This window comes from Neotamlana laminarinivorans, from assembly GCF_020523925.1.
In the GTDB taxonomy this organism is placed as follows: domain Bacteria; phylum Bacteroidota; class Bacteroidia; order Flavobacteriales; family Flavobacteriaceae; genus Neotamlana; species Neotamlana laminarinivorans.
On the sequence record NZ_JAJAPW010000001.1, the window covers coordinates 356260 to 374531 of the forward strand.

Annotated in this window: 16 protein-coding genes; 5 read left to right on the forward strand and 11 right to left on the reverse strand. The window is 30.3% G+C overall.

Going from position 1 to position 18272, the window contains the following annotated elements:
- Nucleotides 1–5 precede the first annotated feature (5 nt).
- Genes LG649_RS01655 through LG649_RS01675 form a run of 5 tightly spaced genes read right to left on the reverse strand, consistent with a single transcriptional unit; the run spans nucleotide 6 to nucleotide 5230 of the window.
- On the reverse strand, nucleotides 6–659 hold the full coding sequence (locus tag LG649_RS01655; RefSeq protein WP_226540230.1) for an alpha/beta hydrolase: 654 nt from the start codon (nucleotides 657–659) through the stop codon (nucleotides 6–8).
- 6 nt (nucleotides 660–665) lie between these two features.
- A complete protein-coding gene (locus LG649_RS01660) occupies nucleotides 666–995 on the reverse strand; it encodes a hypothetical protein (RefSeq protein ID WP_226540233.1) in 330 nt (109 codons plus the stop codon).
- Between the two features lie 4 nt (nucleotides 996–999).
- Nucleotides 1000–2253: a dihydroorotase gene (locus LG649_RS01665; protein ID WP_226540240.1), complete on the reverse strand. Its 1254-nt coding sequence runs from the start codon at nucleotides 2251–2253 to the stop codon at nucleotides 1000–1002.
- Nucleotides 2250–4175, reverse strand: coding sequence for a BatA domain-containing protein (locus LG649_RS01670; RefSeq protein WP_226540241.1), 1926 nt, complete (start codon nucleotides 4173–4175; stop codon nucleotides 2250–2252). The genes LG649_RS01665 and LG649_RS01670 overlap by 4 nt, the downstream gene beginning before the upstream one ends.
- A 47-nt stretch (nucleotides 4176–4222) precedes the next feature.
- Nucleotides 4223–5230: a glycosyltransferase family 2 protein gene (locus LG649_RS01675; protein ID WP_226540243.1), complete on the reverse strand. Its 1008-nt coding sequence runs from the start codon at nucleotides 5228–5230 to the stop codon at nucleotides 4223–4225.
- 107 nt (nucleotides 5231–5337) lie between these two features.
- On the opposite strand from LG649_RS01675, the gene LG649_RS01680 reads away from it, so the two are divergent.
- The gene (locus LG649_RS01680; protein WP_394371894.1) at nucleotides 5338–7227 is read left to right on the forward strand and encodes a M61 family metallopeptidase; all 1890 of its coding nucleotides are present in this window, start codon (nucleotides 5338–5340) and stop codon (nucleotides 7225–7227) included.
- Between the two features lie 112 nt (nucleotides 7228–7339).
- Here LG649_RS01680 and LG649_RS01685 read toward each other — a convergent pair whose 3' ends face one another.
- From LG649_RS01685 to LG649_RS01695, 3 genes are all read right to left on the reverse strand, one after another.
- Nucleotides 7340–8836, reverse strand: coding sequence for a S10 family peptidase (locus LG649_RS01685; protein ID WP_226540246.1), 1497 nt, complete (start codon nucleotides 8834–8836; stop codon nucleotides 7340–7342).
- A 43-nt stretch (nucleotides 8837–8879) separates the two neighbouring features.
- Nucleotides 8880–10076, reverse strand: coding sequence for a sensor histidine kinase (locus tag LG649_RS01690; protein WP_226540255.1), 1197 nt, complete (start codon nucleotides 10074–10076; stop codon nucleotides 8880–8882).
- Between the two features lie 64 nt (nucleotides 10077–10140).
- Nucleotides 10141–10914: a TIGR02757 family protein gene (locus LG649_RS01695; protein WP_226540257.1), complete on the reverse strand. Its 774-nt coding sequence runs from the start codon at nucleotides 10912–10914 to the stop codon at nucleotides 10141–10143.
- Nucleotides 10915–11123: 209 nt separating this feature from the next.
- Here LG649_RS01695 and LG649_RS01700 point away from each other — a divergent pair, with 209 nt between their 5' ends.
- The gene (locus LG649_RS01700; RefSeq protein WP_226540258.1) at nucleotides 11124–11927 is read left to right on the forward strand and encodes a hypothetical protein; all 804 of its coding nucleotides are present in this window, start codon (nucleotides 11124–11126) and stop codon (nucleotides 11925–11927) included.
- A gap of 34 nt (nucleotides 11928–11961) precedes the next feature.
- Here the strand turns inward: LG649_RS01700 and LG649_RS01705 are convergent, their stop codons facing one another.
- On the reverse strand, nucleotides 11962–13170 hold the full coding sequence (locus LG649_RS01705; protein WP_226540260.1) for a GAF domain-containing sensor histidine kinase: 1209 nt from the start codon (nucleotides 13168–13170) through the stop codon (nucleotides 11962–11964).
- A 63-nt stretch (nucleotides 13171–13233) separates the two neighbouring features.
- Nucleotides 13234–13893, reverse strand: a complete 660-nt coding sequence (locus LG649_RS01710) for an ABC transporter ATP-binding protein (protein ID WP_226540262.1) — start codon at nucleotides 13891–13893, stop codon at nucleotides 13234–13236.
- Nucleotides 13894–14036: 143 nt separating this feature from the next.
- Here LG649_RS01710 and folE point away from each other — a divergent pair, with 143 nt between their 5' ends.
- From folE to LG649_RS01725, 3 genes are all read left to right on the forward strand, one after another.
- Nucleotides 14037–14624, forward strand: coding sequence for a GTP cyclohydrolase I FolE (gene folE / locus LG649_RS01715; protein WP_226540264.1), 588 nt, complete (start codon nucleotides 14037–14039; stop codon nucleotides 14622–14624).
- Between the two features lie 52 nt (nucleotides 14625–14676).
- Entirely contained in the window at nucleotides 14677–14940 is a 264-nt protein-coding gene (locus LG649_RS01720) for a hypothetical protein (RefSeq protein WP_226540266.1), read from the forward strand.
- A 68-nt stretch (nucleotides 14941–15008) separates the two neighbouring features.
- Complete coding sequence (locus LG649_RS01725) at nucleotides 15009–16535, forward strand: GH3 family domain-containing protein (protein ID WP_226540268.1); 1527 nt, start codon at nucleotides 15009–15011, stop codon at nucleotides 16533–16535.
- Here LG649_RS01725 and LG649_RS01730 read toward each other — a convergent pair.
- Nucleotides 16532–18265: an FAD/NAD(P)-binding protein gene (locus LG649_RS01730; protein ID WP_226540270.1), complete on the reverse strand. Its 1734-nt coding sequence runs from the start codon at nucleotides 18263–18265 to the stop codon at nucleotides 16532–16534. The genes LG649_RS01725 and LG649_RS01730 overlap by 4 nt on opposite strands.
- Nucleotides 18266–18272: the final 7 nt, after the last annotated feature.

The window sequence follows — 18272 nt, forward strand, 5'->3', positions numbered from 1 at the left end:
AATTATTATATTCTGGTTTTTAGCCACTCTTTTAATTCAAAGAAATTTTGAGGTGCTACGCCATGACCTACAGGAAACTCACTATACTTATGGCTTATATTTAATTTTTTTAAGAAAGGTGAGTTTTGTTGTGCCCACTCAACAGGAATAACTTGGTCTACGCTACCATGTGAGTTATATATATCCAGATTACTATAGTTTTTGGCTTCTAAATCTTCAGGTAAAATATCTTTATTTATATAACCACTAAGACCGATAACATTTTTTATTTTTTCAGGATAAGTTAAAGCTACAGCGAAACTTAAAATACAGCCTTGGCTAAAGCCCAGTAAAGTAACGTTATTTTTATCTACAGGATAAGTTTCAACAGCTTTGTCTATAAATTTAGCTATTAAGTCACGAGATAGTATGGCTTGATCGTTATCGCTCCATTTTCCTTTTTCTGCATCAAAATTAATGGCATACCACGCATTTCCGTAGGGTTGCATAGGGTAAGGTGCTCGTACTGAAATTATAAAAAGCTCTTGTGGTAATTCTTTTGCAAATGAAAATAAATCGTTTTCATCACTACCATAGCCATGAAACATGATTAGTAATGGTGCATTTTCCTTCAATGTTGAAGGTTTAGTTATGTGATAAAGTGGGAGTGAAGTGTTCATGTTTTATTATTTTCCTATGTTAGTAAACCAGTCTTGAAATAATTTTCCTAAAAAAGGTATTGTTTTAGCTTCACCTTTGGCCGCAGAAATTAAACCTAAAACCCAAAAAGCAAATGTTATTAACCATAAAAAAGAGCCTAACCAACTGTTTACATATTTTTCGGTAACATTTGAGAATATAAGCATTAAAATTAATCCTAACATTTGACGACAATGAAATGCCACAAATTCATTTTTCTTTTCAAAGTTTCTAAAAATTGAATATATGGTTCCTACAAATGTTATATAGGAAACTATTGCCAATGTTTTTCCTTCTTTAATCTCGAACTCTGTCATGACTTTAATTTAAATAAAAATTATTATTCGCTATAATACCATAAGCTTTTCCTGTTAAAGTTTCGTTTTCAAAAATGGCATTTTTTGATGTTGATATGATATCTATTTTACCAAAAGTATAAGATTTACTAGGATTAAAAAGCGTTAAATTAGCAATCTCACCAACCTTAAAAGTAGTTTTAGTTGCTGTAAATCTTGATTTTCCTTTGGTAAGTAATTCAATGGTTTTTTCGGTGCCAAAAATACTTTGTAAAGCACCAAAAGCACTTTCTAAACCAATAGTTCCATATTCAGCATGATCGAATTCTATTTTCTTTTGCTCAATATCTATAGGCATGTGGTCTGTTGTAACCATATCTATGGTACCATCTTTAACCGCTTCAATTAAAGCATTAATATCTTGTTGTGTACGTAATGGCGGTAATACTTTGTATTTTGTATCAAAGCCGTTTAAAACATCATCAGAGAAATATAGATTATGAATGGCAACACTACAAGTAACATCTAAACCATTTGTTTTAGCTGTTTTAATGAGTTCTACAGATTTTTTTGTTGATATAGTTGGTATATGTAGTTTTCCACCAGTGTATTCTTGTAAAAATAAATCACGAGCAACATGTAATTCTTCGGCTAATGCAGGAATTCCTTTTAGTCCTAATTTTGTACTATTTATATTTTCGTTTACAACGCCCAAACCAGCTATTTTTTGTTCCTGTGGAAAAGAGCAAACTAAACCACCAAAATTACTAGCATATTGCAAGGCTATTTTTACCAAGTTAGGATTACTAATAGCTTTTTTATAGTCATAAAATGCAACGGCTCCTGCTGTGTGCATATCGTAAAGTTCAGCTAAATCTTCGCCTTTACTTTTTACAGTTAAAGCGCCAATTGGTAAAAGCTCAACTAAACTACTTACCGATTTTGCTTTTATATATGTAATGTCTGCGTTTGATGCAATTACAGGATGGGTATTTGGATTTAAAGCTATACTAGTAAAACCTGATGAAGCGGCTGTTTTTAAACCATTTTCTATAGTTTCTCGTTCTTCGTAACCAGGTTCTCCAAAACTAACACTACTATCAAACCAACCCTGCGAAACATGTAAGTTTTTAAGATTAATTTCTTCATAGTTGTTAGTGTTATTAATTGACTTTTCAATGCTAGTAATAACACCATTTTCAATTAAAATATCTTGAGTAGTGTTATGAAATTGACTATTTGAATCTAAAATAGTAGCAGATTTTACAAGGATGTTCATTTAAAGTATTTTAATATGAGCATTTCAATTAGCAATAATGCTAGGGCAAAAATAACAAACCATTTCCATAGGGCATTAACATTTGTACTACTTTTTATAGAATTGAAAATGTTATTTATAGAATCGCTATAGTTTATATTTTTTACCGTAGATAAATTAGGGTATAATAATATACTTTCTTTTCTATTGTAATTAAAACTTATATAATCAATTGTTTCGTTTTTTTGTTTAACGGCATAAGTGTCAGAAACCTCTGGGTTTTCGTCTGTTGTAACTGCTACTTTACTATTAAAATATTGTTGTTTGGGTATAATATTAATATCGTTTTTTACAAGTGTAATTACCTCATCTTGTTGTAATTTAGTATCAATATCAAAAGTGTTTTCTTTACCTATTTCGTAATATAATTGTGATGATTTAAAACTTTGTTTTGCAATATTGTAAAGTGTAGGAACAATAAGTGGCGAGTTTTTAAAATTAGAATTTTTACTATTGAAGGCTGAGGCAAATACATAAATGCTTTGTTTTTGACCTAAAAACAAACTTTTATCTTCAAATTGTAACACAGGCGCTATTCCTGTTGAAGAAATATTATAAAAACTATTTACTTTAGGGTATTGAAAATTGCTTACTTGCTTCTCAAAAACACCATTATTAAATAATGGATGCTCATAATTTATAGTTGTTATTTGTTTTTCTGAGCTTGCAAAATTAGCGAAATTAAATTGAAATGCGTTTAAAAATGAATTGTAAGCAGAAATATCTGGATTTGTTGAAGGAATAATAATAAGTGAGCCGCCTTGCGAAGTAAATTGTTTTAAACTAGCGGTTAACGAAACAGGAATGTTGTTTAACTCGTTTAATATTATCAGGTTTTGATCTTCTAAAATATTATAATTTAAAGCATTTTCTGGTGTAGACGTATAGTTAAATTCATTATTGGTGAAAATTCGTTTTAAAAAATTATCGTCATCACCATTTATGGTTAACACATTTATTTTTTTCGTGTTATTAATGTTAAAAAATAAAGTGTTATCAAAATCTAAATTAGCATCATCAATTTCAATTTTACCATTAATAGGTTCATTTGCTGGTAACGAAAATAAAGTTTCGGCTTGTTTGTTTATACTTATCGAGGTTTTAGCAATAAGTTTATCGTTATTGAACAGAGAAATTGGAAAATTTTCTACCGGTTTACCACTGTTTTTTAAAACAACTTTTAACTCTATATTATTTACAGATGATTTAGAAATAAATGCTGAGTCAATTGTTATATTATCAATATTTACAGGGCTTAATTTAACTAAATGTAATTGTGTTAAAGTATCGTTTTGTTCTTTTAAATTCAAATCGCTATTCTGAAAATCGCTGATTGCAATAAAGTTTTTAATCGTATTTGTTTTTTTAGAGAAGTTTGATTTACCTTTTAGTATAACAGCATCAATATTTGTTGGGCTTGCCGAATATTCTAGTTGTAATAAATCATTTTTTATAGCTTTTATAGTAGTATTTTTATAGCTAGAATTATTTGTAAAAAAGGTAATATTATCGTTTTCAGGAATATTTACAATTAAATCTTGTACAGCACGCTTTAAAAGCTCGCCTTTAACACCTTTGGCTTGCATACTAAAGGAATTATCTAAATAAATTACAGTTTCTTTTTCTGTTTTAAAAGCATTTGTTTTTGATGTAAAAGGTTGAGCAAAAGCTAAAACTAACGAAGCTAATAATAATAACCTAGTCAATAGCAGTAACCATTTTTTTAACTGCTTACTTTTACGAGTTTGCTGCGTAGCTTCTTTTAAAAAAGCCACATTTGTAAAAGTCACTTTTTGAAACTTTCGAAGTTGAAAAAGATGAACAATAATAGGTATGAGTAGCAGGAAAAGTGCGTAAAGAATTTCGGGGTGTTTAAACTGCATTCTTTTTTAAGTTTATCAAATATAGAAATTGCATTTGACAATAGAAATTAACAAAAGAAAATATAATCCTTTACAGGTTGTTTATTTAATTTAAGCATATATTCCTTTATTTCTTTTTGCGCTAATTTGTTAGCAACGGTAACAATACTTTGCGAGTTTTTTATAGCAGCCAAAGCATTAAATGGTTTTAAAACAACACCGTAAATAGATTTCCCTATTTTGTTTGGGTTGTCACAAATCCAAGTAAAATCAATGTTTTTTTCCACTAAAGTTTTTGCAATAAGTTTGCCTTTATGGCCTGCTCCCCAAATAACTAAGTTTTTACTTTGGTTATAGTCAATATCTAGAAAATGCATTAATTTTAAATCTATAAAATGGTTTAATGCATAATGTACATGTGTTCTAGAAGTGCGGTAACTGTAATCGCGCCAATAGTGTAATAATTGGTTATTAGGTATGCATTTGTAGTTGTGTTTATAAAACCGGAATGTTAAATCGTAATCTTCTGGGTATAAATTGGGGTTAAAAGCATCACAAGCTAATAAATCTTCTCTGTAAAGCATCCAACAAGGTGATGGTATTACGCATTCTTTATAAATTTCGTTGTAGTTACTTCCGGTTTTGGTAAGCCCGTTAAGCCAGGTTTCATAAGTTTGGTAGCCATCGCTAATACCAGCTTCAGAGAAATATTTAACTAAACCTGTGGTCACATGTTTTTTACCATGTTTTTTTAATAAGGTTACTAATACTTCTAGCTTGTTTTCAGTCATTATATCGTCGCTATCCATTCTAGTAATAAACTCGCCATTACTGGTTTTAAGTGCTAGTTTTAAGGCATCAATAATGCCATTTCCTGTGTTTTTAAGAAGCTTAATTCTTGGCTCATCTTCCGCGTAAGCGTTAACAATATTGTAGCTATTATCGGTAGAATTATCGTCTATAATTAATAATTCCCAATTTTTATAAGATTGACTTATAATAGATTGCAAACATTCGCCAATAAATTTCTCGGTGTTTTTAAACGGAGTTAATATGCTTACTAAATTTTCTTGCATTTGGCGAATATACACAAATATCAATTTAACAAAATATTAGTTGGTTAAACTGTAACATAATAGTAATTTGCACGTCACATAAAAAATTAAAAATAAATTAGATGAATATGAAACTTATTCCTGCAACCTTTTTTGCAGGCCTTGTGTTGGTGGGTTGTGGCTCTACAAAAACCAGTAACGATTTGGCTACGGCTTTACCTATTGAAACTTCTATTAACTTAATAAATGTTACAGATGATAAAGCTCCTGTTGTAATAAATCCTGGGCGTTTTGTAACTGAAACTGTAACATACAGATTACCAAGAGTAGTACAAGGTACTTATGCTGTAAGCGATTTTGGTAAATATGTTGAAGCTTTTAAAGCTTTAGATTACGATGGTAATGAATTACCAGTAAATAAAGTAGATGAAAACACTTGGACAATTTCTGAGGCTAAAAAGTTAGACAAAATAACTTATTTAGTTAACGATACTTTTGATGAAGAAAAAGTAGGAGGTATAGGTAAAGATGTGCCTTTTTCACCTTCTGGAACTAACATAGAGCCAGAAAATTACGTTTTAAATTTACATGGTTTTATTGGTTATTTTGATAATTTAAAAAACAGTCAATATAAATTAGATGTTACTGCAAACGCCGATTTTGCACGTACATCTGCTTTACAAACAACAAGTTCTAAAACAAGCAAAGATGGTAAAACAGTAACTACAAGCTATTTTGCACCACGGTATTTCGATATTACCGATAACCCAATGATGTACGGTAATTTAGATGTAGAAGAGTTTCAAGTTGGTGATATTAAAATTGTTTTGAGTGTGTATTCACCAAATCAAGTACATTCTGCAAAATCGTTAAAAGAAACGGTTTTTAAAATGATGAAAGCACAAAAGGCTTACCTTGGAGATATAAACTCTACACCACGCTACGATATATATTTATATTTATCTGAAGGAAAAGAAGATTCACCTAAAGGTTTTGGTGCCTTAGAGCATCACACATCTACTGTTGTAGTTTTACCTGAATCTATGGATGAAGCTGAAATTGCTGCAAGCATGACAGATGTTGTATCGCATGAGTTTTTTCATATTGTAACGCCATTGAGTGTACACTCCGAAGATGTACATTATTTTGACTATAATAAACCAACCTTCTCAAAGCATTTATGGATGTACGAAGGTGTTACCGAGTATTTTGCTACGTTATTTCAGGTAAATCAAGATTTGGTTAGCGAAGATGATTTTTACAATAAAATTATGGAGAAAATACAGTTTTCTAAGCAACGTTATAACGATGCAATGAGCTTTACCATAATGAGCGAAAATGTATTAAAAGAACCTTATAAAGACCAATATGCAAATGTTTACCAAAAAGGAGCTTTAATAGGTATGTGTATAGATATTTTAATGCGAGAAGAAAGCAATGGTAATAGAGGTATTTTATCTTTAATGAAAGAATTATCGAATAAATATGGTAAAAACAAACCTTTTGAAGACGATAAACTTATTGAAGAAATAACAGCAATGACTTACCCAAGCATTGGCGAATTTTTAAATACCTATGTAGTTGGAGATATTCCAATTAATTACAATAATATTTTTGCAAAAGTTGGATTAGAAATTGGTGAAGGTAAAGTAGAGACCAATTATATTTTAATGAATGGAGCACCAATTGTTAGTGGAAACCCTGAAGCAGGAACAATTTTCTTTACAGATGCAGTAGCCGAAAATAGTTTTTGGGTAGAAAATGGTGCTAAACCAAACGATATTATAAAGTCTGTTGAAGGTACAACGCTTACATTACAAAATGCAAATACGGTTTTACAAAAAATATTTAGTTGGAAACCAGGAAATGAAGTGGAAGTTGTTTTAGATAGAGCAGGAGAAGAAGTTATAATTAAAACAACAGTTACAAAAACATTTACCACAGGTGAAGGTTTAATGAAAAATGAAAACGCTACAGAAGCACAAGAAGCTTTACGTAAAGCATGGTTAAAAGGATAACCTTTGGTGTAATTCTATAAGTAAAAAAAAGACTGGTAATTTACCAGTCTTTTTTATTATACAAACATTCTAATTTATTTAGTACTCAAAATTCAGTAAAAACTTAATCTTATTAGTTTTTCTCGTATTTGGCAGGTTTCCCTTTGCTTAACGAGCTTTTTATAAAATCTCGTATATCGTTGTTGGCAGTAATTAAATCTTCGTTTCTCAAATACATCATATGGCCACTGCGGTAACCTTTGTGTGTGAATCGGTCTTTCATTTTTCCACTTGGGTCTACTTGCCACATGGTATATTTTGCAGCGAAATACGTTGTTGCTCCATCGTAGTAACCAGACTGTATTAAAACCTTTAAATATGGGTTTTGTGCCATGGCTTGCCTTAAATTGTCTCTGGTGTTATCTCTAGTTCTGTCCCATGGGTGTACATCTCCAAACATGTAATATTTCATGTCTGTTTTAAAATTTAAATGCTCACGTAAATAATAGTTAATTGCAGGTGTAAATGAGTGATTCCAAGAGGTAAGTTCTGGACTATAGTCTGGTCGTGTTCCTGCTTCAATTTTATCAAGGCCTAAATACCTAGAATCCAAACGGCCAATAGTTTGCCCAGTTTCATCACGTAATAGCTCTTTCCAGAAAAAGGAGGTTGGTACATCTAAATTATGCTGTAGAATAGAAGTTTCTGATAATCCTGAATAAAAGGCCATTTTTTTAGCAACACTTTGTCTTTCTTCTTCAGAAATAAAACCACCTTTTGCAATAGCAGGCATTAGTTTGTTAATTGTATAATCTTCCACTTCTGGTAAAATTTCTAACAAATCTTTTTGTTGAAGTTCTGCAGGTAATACTTTTTGATACCAAGCCGCAGCAGTAAAATAGGGTAAATTTAAAGCCGAATAAATAGGTTGGCTTGTGCTATATTGTTTATAATCTGCCGGAGAAACCATAATTACTCCGTTTAAATACATCCATTGTTTACTTTGTAATTCGTTGGCTAAACCCATAACTCGTGTGCCACCATAACTTTCGCCTATAATATACTTTGGAGATTCCCATCGACTTTTTCGTGTAACAAATGTGTTAATCCATTCAGCTAAATATTTAATATCAGCATTTATACCAAAAAAGGTTTCACGTTTGGGGAGCTTGCCATTTTTGTCTGCAATCATTCTGGAATACCCAGTATTAACAGGGTTTACATAAACGATATCTGCAATATCTAAAATAGAATTAGGGTTATTTTTAACGCCATAAGGCTGTACTGGGTAACCTTCATCATCTATATTTAAAACTTTTGGGCCAGTATATGCAATATGCATCCAAACCGATGCAGAACCAGGACCTCCGTTAAATGAGATTACTAAGGGTCTGTTTGCTTTATCTTTTATATTGCTTCTTTCGTAGTATGTATAGTGTAGCGTTGCAATAGGTTCACCTTTTTTATCCCAAACAGGTTGTGTTCCTGTGGTTGCTTTGTATACTATTGGTACGCCTTTAATAACTGTATTATGGTTGGTTACAACCATAGTATCTACAGGAATTTTTCTAGTTTGTGCAATAGAAATGGTTATTGTAAAGCATAATAGTGTAGTAAAAATGTTTTTCATGATGATAAGTTAGTTTTAACCTAAAGATAGAAAAACAAATGGTTTATTTTAAAATTGTAAATTTAAATGTTGTGCCTTCGTTTAATTTAGAGTTTATGGTAATTGTACCTTTTAATTTTTTTAATAAAGATTTTACTGTAAACAAACCTATACCTGTTCCTTTTTTTCCGTGTTTATCTGTTTCATGAGCTGTTTTAAAGATATCAAATAAGGCATCTTGTTTTGTTTCATCAATTCCTTTTCCGTTGTCTGTTACGTAAAAAATATGGTGTGTTTCGTTTTCATCGTAATCAATGGTTACTATTGGCGACTCACTGAAATTATATTTAAATCCGTTATCTACTAAATTTAATAAAATTTGCTCTAAAACGTAGGTGTTTACATTTTTAAGTGTAACTTTTTTAAGTAGTTTAAAATTAGTTTCATTTAAACTTAAAATGGTTTTTATAGATTTATAAACATCTTCAAGTTTAGTTTTATTTCTGTCTTTTTTTAATAAGGCTTCACTTTTATAATGTTTTAAAATACCGTCTACATAAGCTCTTAATGTGTCGGCAGATTCTTCTATTAGATTTAGGTATTCTAAATCAATATTTGGATAATTTTCTTTTAACTCTTCTTTAAAAAGTTGAGATAGAGAAGTTATGTTCGCTAAAGGCGATTTTAAATCGTGTGAAACTTTGTTTGCAAACGATTTTAAAGTTTTATGTCGTTCTTTTAAATCGGTAAAGGCTTCGTTTGAGATTTTATTTTTTAGACGCAACTCCATTACATTAATAACCTGTTTTGCTAGTATAATTAGCGCATTTTGTTGTGTGTTATTTAGTTGTCTTGGTACAGAGTCATAAACGCAAAGGGTACCCAAAGCATATCCATCTGGATTAATTAATGGTACACCAGCATAAAATTTTACATTATTTTCTGTAATTATAGGGTTATCATAAAACCTTTCGTCTTTAGTGGCATCTTCAATTATAAAAATGGGATTATCTTGAATAATAGCGTGACCGCAAAACGAAAGTTCGCGGGGCGATTCATTAAAATCAATACCTATACGAGATTTAAAAAAATTACGTTCACTATCTAAAAGTGTAATTATAGCAATAGGCACGTCACAAATACTGGCAGTTAATTCGGTTATATTATCTAAATCGTATTCTGGACCCGTATCTAAAATATCATAATTTTTTAGTGCCTGTAAGCGTTGCTTTTCATTTTTTGGGAGTTCAGGTTTAATCATAATAGCAATTGTAGGTTTGTTATTTACTAACGAAAAAAATAGAATTGAGAGTTGTAATATTTTGTTAAAACTTTTCGAAAACACCTAAACCAAATAAGGCAAAATCATATTTAACAGGATCTTCTGGATCTAATATTTTTAAGTTATTATCTAATTCGTTTAACGCTTTAGCATCGTTTTGCTTTCTTTTTAACAAGCCTAATTTTCTGGCTACATTTCCAGAATGAACATCTAATGGACATGATAATTGACTTGGAGATATGCTTTTCCAGATACCAAAATCTACACCTGCATGATCTTGTCTTATCATCCAGCGTAAAAACATATTTATGCGTTTAGCTGCAGATTTTTTTAAAGGATCGCTAATATGTTTTTGTGTGCGTTGTAAATGTTCTATCTCAAAAAAAACTTGCTTAAACTTTGATATAGCTAGCTGAAGATTATTGTTGTTTAATTTATTAAATAAAGGTTCTAAACCGTTGTGATTATTATAAATATTCTGTAAAGCATTAATAAATGTTATACAATCTATTCCATTAAAGGTACGGTGTACAAAAGATTCAAGTTTAATTAAATCACTTTCATTATGGTTTACAATAAAATCGTGAGGTGCATTATCAAGTAATTGCATTAATTTTTTTGAATTATTAATAATACTTTTTCTATTTCCCCAAGCTATTGTTGCAGTTAAAAAGCCGGATGTTTCTATATCTTCTTTTTTTGAAAAATTATGAGGAATTTGAATAGGATCGCTTTCTATAAATTTAGGATTATTGTATGTAACTACTTTTTCATCCAGAAAATCTTTTAAATCTAAAATTTTTAAACGGTTTGTCAATGCTGTTGCTTTATAACAAAAGTAGTAACACTTTAATGTAAAAAGTATTAAACTTAAATTAAAAAAATAAGTTTATTTATAATGAGTTTAAAATCAAAAAATTAAAATATCGATTAAATGCACTTAATTATATTTTTTTAACGATTTATTAAGAAAACTATACAATTACGTAATCAACTTTCGTTATCTATGAAATAAAATATTTAAATATGAGAAGAATTATTATTCCAATTATTGCTTTGTTAATGTTTAGTTGCGAAGAACAAGACCAAAATCAGTCTACAAATTCAGAAAATGCTATTGAAGCCTTAACTGAGTACGCTATTGTAAATAAAATATTTCAAGATACTGGTAATAATAGCGGAGATACCGTATTATCTGCAGAAAGTACGACAACAAATAAAAATTCTGGTTTAAAAACAGAAGCAGAAATTACTATAGAGCCTTTAGATTATGCAACATTTCCTAAAACCATTACTATAAATTATGGAGATGGAATAGTAGGACAAGATGGGGTTACAAGAAAAGGTGTTGTAACTATTGTGTCTACAAATTGGTATAGAGCAACTGGAAGTGAACATACTACTACATTTAATAATTTTTATCATAATGAGTATTTAGTTGAAGGTACACATTTTACCAAAAATTTAGGAGAAAATAGTGATGGAAATTTACAGTTTGAAGTTACTGTTACTGATGGGAAAATAACTGATACAGTTGGAGAAACTATTAATTTTACAGAAGATGTATTACGAACTTGGATAGCTGGATCTACTACACCATTAAATATTTGGGATGATGAATATATGCTTGATGGTATACAGTCTGGTACAAGTACTAAAGGTGTAAATTATGAATTAACAATTGAAGAGTCGTTGCACTTTACTTTATTGCCAAGAAATATAGAATCAGGGATTTTAAATGTTGCTTTAGGAAGTTTTACCGACATTAAAATAAATTACGAAACATCTACCATTACTATATTAGGCGTTTCTTATCCTTTTGGAGATTAAAATATTTAAGGGTTTGTAATGTGATTACAAGCCCTTATTTTTTTATTGAAAATTTAAAAGTACAACCTTCACCTTGTTTAGATTTAACGTTTATATTTCCACCTAATTTTGACACAAGTTTTTTTACAGTAGATAATCCAATACCATGGCCGCGTTGCCCAAAACGATCGGTTTCTTCAACTGTGGAAAATAGTTTAAAAATTTTCTTTTGCTTCTCTTCAGGAATTCCAATTCCGTTATCTGTAACAGAAATGTAATTATGTTTTTCATCTTCGGTATCTAAAAACACATCGATTACAGTTTCGGGCTTGTCGTTATATTTTAAACTGTTAGTAATTAAATTAAGTAAAATAAGCTCTAAAGCAGCACGGTTTGTAACAATATCAAAATCTTTTTCTGGTAAATTAATTCTACAATTAACTTTAATATTTAAAATATCAATTACTTCTTCTAATAATTGATTAAAAGAAAAGCATTCCACATTTTTTTTATCAATGCTACTGTTTTCGTAATAATTAAGGAGGTTGTTTATATAGCTACTTAACGATAACGAAGCATCTTTAATATTATTTAAATAGTTTGTGCCTTTTTCGTCAATACTTTTATTGTATTTCTTTTTTAATATATCTGTAGTTAAAATCATGTTAGCCAAAGGCATTTTCATGTCGTGTGCCACTTGAGACGCAAAACCTTTTAGCATTTTATTTTTTTTAATCAGTTTGCGTTTAGCTTGTTTAAGCTTATGGTTACTTTTATTAAGTTCAATGAGTTTAACAACTTGTTTACCAAGTAATTTTAAGTTTTTGATTTGATCGTCGTTAAGATGATTTTCTTTATGGTCTATAACACATAAAGTACCTAATTTATGATTATTTTGATCTATCAAACAAACACCTGCGTAAAAAACAATAGGCTTGCTGCTTGCCTTAACATAAGGATGATTTATAAATTTTAAATTTTTCTTAGTGTTTTCAACAACATAAACATCTTCATCATTTGCAATAGCGTAACTACAGAAGGATAAATTTCTTTCCGAGCTACAAATTGTCATGCCTTTAGCAGATTTAAACCAAACTTCATCTTCTTCTACAATAGAAATTAAAGCATTAGGCATGTTAGTTATAGAACAAGCTAAGTTTGTAATTATATTAAAATTTTGGTCGTATTGGCTTCTATCTAACTTGTAGCTCTTCACAGCTAAAAGTCTTTCGGTCTCATTCTTTGGAATACTAGTTAGCTGCATCGTTAAGGTTTTGTGTTCAACTAAAATACAAAAATTTTAAACAAAAATATGTGTTATGTTTAATTAAATTATTTTTCCATCTACCATGGTAAGTTTTCTGTCAGCCATATCTGCCAATTCGCTATTATGTGTTACAATAACAAATGTTTGTCCAAATTCGTCTCGAAGTTTAAAAAATAAATTGTGTAAGTTTTCGGCCGATTCGCTATCTAAATTACCTGAAGGTTCATCAGCAAAAATAAGAGCCGGATTGTTAATTAATGCTCTAGCCACAGCCACACGTTGTTGCTCACCTCCTGAAAGTGCATTGGGCTTATGATTATAACGTTCTGATAATCCTAAAAAATCTAAAAGTTCTTTGGCTCTTTTTTCGGCACTCTCTTTATTAGTACCTTTAATAAATGCAGGTAAACAAACATTTTCTAAAGCTGTAAATTCGGGTAATAGTTGGTGAAATTGAAAAATAAAACCAATATTTTCGTTTCTAAATTTGGCAAGCGCTTTATCGTTAAGTTTATTAACAAGGTTATTGTTTATTTTAAGTTGATAATTTGCATTATCCGAGGCTTTATCTAGAGTGCCTAAAATTTGTAATAATGTTGTTTTTCCTGCGCCAGAAGCACCAACTATAGATATAATTTCACCTTGCTTAATACTTAAATCTACACCTTTTAGTACGTGTAAATCGGAGTAATATTTATGAATGTTTTTAGCTTCAATCATTAATCAAAAATAATAAGCGTGAAATTACTACTTTATGGGGTTTTGCACAATTATAGTACACTTTTCTTTTAAATTTAATGTTTTCTGCAAACTAATATTTTATTAACACTGTATTTATACTTATTTTTATTAAAAAAACAATAATGCCATACAACAAGTTTGAAGAATACAATATGCAAGTAACCGATGATGTTAAAACCCGTTACAAGCATATAATAAATGATTTAGGAGAAGACACACAGCGCGAAGGCTTATTAAAAACCCCAGAACGTGCGGCTAAAGCTATGCAATTTTTAACTCAAGGCTACGACCAAGACCCAGTAGAAATATTAAAAGGCGCCATGTTTAAGGAGTCTTATAACGAAATGGTTATTGTAAAAGATATTGAGCTATATTCTTTATGCGAGCACCATATTTTACCTTTTTTTGGAAAAGCACATATTGCATATATACCAAATGGCCATATTGTTGGGCTTAGTAAATTACCAAGAATTGTTGATGTTTTTGCACGACGTTTACAAGTACAAGAACGTTTAACCGAGCAAATTCTAGATTGTATTAACGATACTTTACAACCTCAAGGTGTAGCAGTGGTAATTGAAGCTGCCCATATGTGTATGATGATGCGCGGAGTACAAAAACAAAACTCAACAACCACAACTTCTGGTTTTCGTGGTCAATTCGAAAAAATTGAAACACGAAACGAGTTTTTAAAACTCATTGGAAAATAATTGTTTAAAACGGTACACTTCTTGTTTATAGTATGTTATTAAATTTTATTAAATGAAAGATAAATACAAAAAACTATTAATAGGCCTAGTTCTAGATGCTCTGGGTTATGTATCGTTTGTAATCCCTGGAGTTGGCGAATTTTCTGATATTATTTGGGCACCAGTTTCTGGTTGGTTAATGACGAAGCTTTACAAAGGTAAACCAGGAAAAATAGCAGGTTTAATTTCTGTAGTTGAAGAGGCTTTACCAGGTTTTGATGTTATACCAACATTTACGTTAATGTGGATTTACACCTATGTGTTTAACAAAAAATAAGCATATATTTAACATTTATTAAACTCTCGTTGATTGCCAATTTATGTAAATTAAAAGAAAAAATATAAATGGCAATATTAGGTAGTATAATTAAAGGAATAATAGATTTACAAGGCGTTTTTTCTTCAGAAGTAAATCATATTGAAGCTCAACAAACGGTTTTAAAAGATTTATTAAATAAAGCAAAAAATACACAGTTTGGTAAACACTATAATTTTGAAGCTATTTTAAATGCTGATAATATAGAGAAAGCTTTCGCTGATGCTGTTCCTTATTTCGATTATGACCAAATTAACGATGCATGGTGGCATAAATTACATGAAGGTGAAACCGATGTAACTTGGCCCGGAGAGTTATCATATTTTGCCTTAAGTTCTGGTACCACAGGAAAAACTAGTAAACGTATTCCTGTAACTGACGACATGGTTGATGCCATTAGAAGTTCAGGAATAAAACAAGTATTATCTTTAAATAACTTCGATTTTCCAGCAGATTTTTTTGAAAAAGAAATTATGATGCTTGGTAGCTCTACCGATTTAGAAGAGAACAATGAATTTCTTGAAGGTGAAATTAGCGGAATAAGCGCAAGTAACATTCCGTTTTGGTTTAAAGGTTACTACAAACCTGGAGAAAACATTGCCAAAATTGACGATTGGGATGATCGCGTTCAGCGTATAGCAGAACGTGCTAAAGATTGGGATATTGGCGCGTTAAGTGGTATCCCGTCTTGGATTGAGTTAATGCTTCAAAAAGTAATAGATTATCATAATTTAAATAACATTCACGAAATCTGGCCCAATTTAACCGTTTATACTTCTGGTGGTGTTGCTTTTGGGCCTTACGAAAAAAGTTTTCATGCCTTAATGGGAAAACCTGTTACGGTTATAGATACTTACTTAGCTTCCGAAGGTTATATGGCTACACAAGTGCGTCCAGAAACCGATGCGATGCAATTAAATACAGAACAAGGTATTTACTTTGAGTTTGTACCGTTTAAACCAGAATACATAAATCCAGACGGTTCTTTATCTCAAGATGCGCCAGTGGTTACTTTAAGTGATGTAGAATTAAATCAAGATTATGTTTTAATAATTAGTACTGTTAGTGGTGCATGGCGCTATTTAATTGGCGATACAATTGAATTTACTGATGTTGAGCGTGCAGAAATTAAAATTACTGGTAGAACAAAATTCTTTTTAAATACTGTTGGGTCTCAACTCTCAGTTAATAAAATGGATGCAGCTATGAAAGGTTTAGAAGCGCATTTTAAAACAAAAATTACAGAGTACACTATATGTGCCAAAAGGGGAGAAGATGACGAATTTTATCATTTTTGGTACATAGGAGCAGATAATGAAAATTTAAATGAAGATGAAGTGGCAGAAGCTTTAGATAATTTACTAAAAGAAGCTAATAAAAACTACAAAGTAGCCAGAAGTAAAGCATTGCATGGTGTTAAAGTAAAAATTATAAATCCTGAAATGTTTCATGAGTGGAATGCCGAAAACAAGAAGAAAGGTGGCCAAGTAAAAATGGAACGCGTAATGGGTGAAGATAAATTTGAAACTTGGGAAAATTTTATCGAGAAAAATTAATTTGAGATTCGTTTTATAACACCAATTGCCCAATCGTTAATTCTATGGCCAAAACATTCTAAAATTGCATCTACGCCAACAACACTGCCTTTGGCAAGTCTCCCTAAAACAGATAGATTAATTGGTTTAGATGTGTTTTTAGATATTACAGTACCATCTATATTTGTGTGAATTCCTAGTTTGGAGTGTATAGGTTGTATTAAATCGTTCCTTAATAAGTTTTTTATAGCTAAGGTGGTAACCTCGTTAATTTTTGGAGAGCTTAAAACACTATTTATTAAAACATTAATGGTTATAGAATCTGTTTGTTTTGTGAAAATAAGTTCATTTTTTTCTATTGATATTTTAGGATTATCACAGAATTGAAACGACACGATATTGCTTCTATGCAAAGCTAAAAGTTGTTGCATACTTTGTACAGGAGGCCCGTAGGAATATCGCTTTAATGTTTCATCTAATAAAATAACCGAAGCTATTACTTCTTCCGATATTTCGGCATGCGAAAATGTTTTATACAAAATAGGTTGGCAATGTTTCCAAACTTGCCCAACACAATAATCTAAAGATATAGCTCGCTGGCTACAAGCCATTTCAACAAAATTTGAAATAATTAATTCTGGTTTATTATCTGTGCTTTCAATCAATTCATGGTTATGTTTTTGATTATCTAACCAATGAATAATACACGTTTTAATACTGTCAATATCATTAATTTCAGGAGCATATCGATTTTCTATTTTTAAATACACTTCAGTTGCAATATCTGCAATTGTTTGTTTTAAAAAATAGTTATCGTTTACAGATAAAGATTTATTTGCTGCGGCTTGCGTTTTGTTTTTAAAATAGTCTGCTTGTTTTTCATTTATTTCAAATAATTTATCAATAGTTTCATTTAGTGGTTTTGGTGCTATTATTAAGCCATCAAGTGAATATAAAACTATTTTTTTTGGTACTTTAGGCGACGTAGAAAAGTTACATTTTAAAGTATTGTTGTCTTCAATTTTAAAATAACCACCTCTTGCCACGGTTAAGGCTCTCATAGCATCTAACATTGCTAACCCCATCCCACGTATGGCTACATTATCAGTCTTTTTTATGTCATGAGAATCTATAATATTTTTAATGGGATATGTTTCAGAAAAACATTTAAAAGTAGAAGAAGGTAATTGGGTTTCATACTCTAAAATATCAGCATCAATTTTAGTTGGTTGATGCCCTACAGTTAACAAAACTTCATCAAAATTAAAATAGTCTGTGTTTTGGGTGGTTACATTAAATTTGTCTTCATTTAAATTTATAGCTGTAACACAAGAATTAATTACAGTAACAATTTCAGCATTTTTTAAGATGTTTATTAAAGTATTTGCACGTTCCCTTAAATATTTTCCAATGTGATTACGAGATGGGAACGTTTCAATGTTTGCAATGTTATTTTCGGTATTATTATTTTTATTCCATTCGTTATAATTAGGGAAGTTAGGAATTGTAATATTATTTATTTCAATTTTTGGTCGTCCATGTAACTCTTTCAAATGTTTATTAGAAATATTTGCTAAGTTTATATCAGGTTGTTGTGTATTCCAAACAAAGCTTGTTCCTAACTCTGTATTAACTTCAAAAATTGATATTTCAAATTTTTTTTTAAAGCCATGTTTACTCAAATTCAATAATAGTTGCTCTAAAGCATGTAATCCTCTTGGGCCAAAACCTACAATTGCAATTTTTATCATGAATAGT

What these genes read in the sequence shown, in the direction of transcription:
- LG649_RS01655 (WP_226540230.1), bottom strand. Translation starts at nt 659, where the DNA reads ATGAACACTTCACTCCCACTTTATCACATAACTAAACCTTCAACATTG.
- LG649_RS01660 (WP_226540233.1), bottom strand. Translation starts at nt 995, where the DNA reads ATGACAGAGTTCGAGATTAAAGAAGGAAAAACATTGGCAATAGTTTCC.
- LG649_RS01665 (WP_226540240.1), bottom strand. Translation starts at nt 2,253, where the DNA reads ATGAACATCCTTGTAAAATCTGCTACTATTTTAGATTCAAATAGTCAA.
- LG649_RS01670 (WP_226540241.1), bottom strand. Translation starts at nt 4,175, where the DNA reads ATGCAGTTTAAACACCCCGAAATTCTTTACGCACTTTTCCTGCTACTC.
- LG649_RS01675 (WP_226540243.1), bottom strand. Translation starts at nt 5,230, where the DNA reads ATGCAAGAAAATTTAGTAAGCATATTAACTCCGTTTAAAAACACCGAG.
- LG649_RS01680 (WP_394371894.1), top strand. Translation starts at nt 5,338, where the DNA reads ATGAAACTTATTCCTGCAACCTTTTTTGCAGGCCTTGTGTTGGTGGGT.
- LG649_RS01685 (WP_226540246.1), bottom strand. Translation starts at nt 8,836, where the DNA reads ATGAAAAACATTTTTACTACACTATTATGCTTTACAATAACCATTTCT.
- LG649_RS01690 (WP_226540255.1), bottom strand. Translation starts at nt 10,076, where the DNA reads ATGATTAAACCTGAACTCCCAAAAAATGAAAAGCAACGCTTACAGGCA.
- LG649_RS01700 (WP_226540258.1), top strand. Translation starts at nt 11,124, where the DNA reads ATGAGAAGAATTATTATTCCAATTATTGCTTTGTTAATGTTTAGTTGC.
- LG649_RS01705 (WP_226540260.1), bottom strand. Translation starts at nt 13,170, where the DNA reads ATGCAGCTAACTAGTATTCCAAAGAATGAGACCGAAAGACTTTTAGCT.
- LG649_RS01710 (WP_226540262.1), bottom strand. Translation starts at nt 13,893, where the DNA reads ATGATTGAAGCTAAAAACATTCATAAATATTACTCCGATTTACACGTA.
- folE (WP_226540264.1), top strand. Translation starts at nt 14,037, where the DNA reads ATGCCATACAACAAGTTTGAAGAATACAATATGCAAGTAACCGATGAT.
- LG649_RS01720 (WP_226540266.1), top strand. Translation starts at nt 14,677, where the DNA reads ATGAAAGATAAATACAAAAAACTATTAATAGGCCTAGTTCTAGATGCT.
- LG649_RS01725 (WP_226540268.1), top strand. Translation starts at nt 15,009, where the DNA reads ATGGCAATATTAGGTAGTATAATTAAAGGAATAATAGATTTACAAGGC.
- LG649_RS01730 (WP_226540270.1), bottom strand. Translation starts at nt 18,265, where the DNA reads ATGATAAAAATTGCAATTGTAGGTTTTGGCCCAAGAGGATTACATGCT.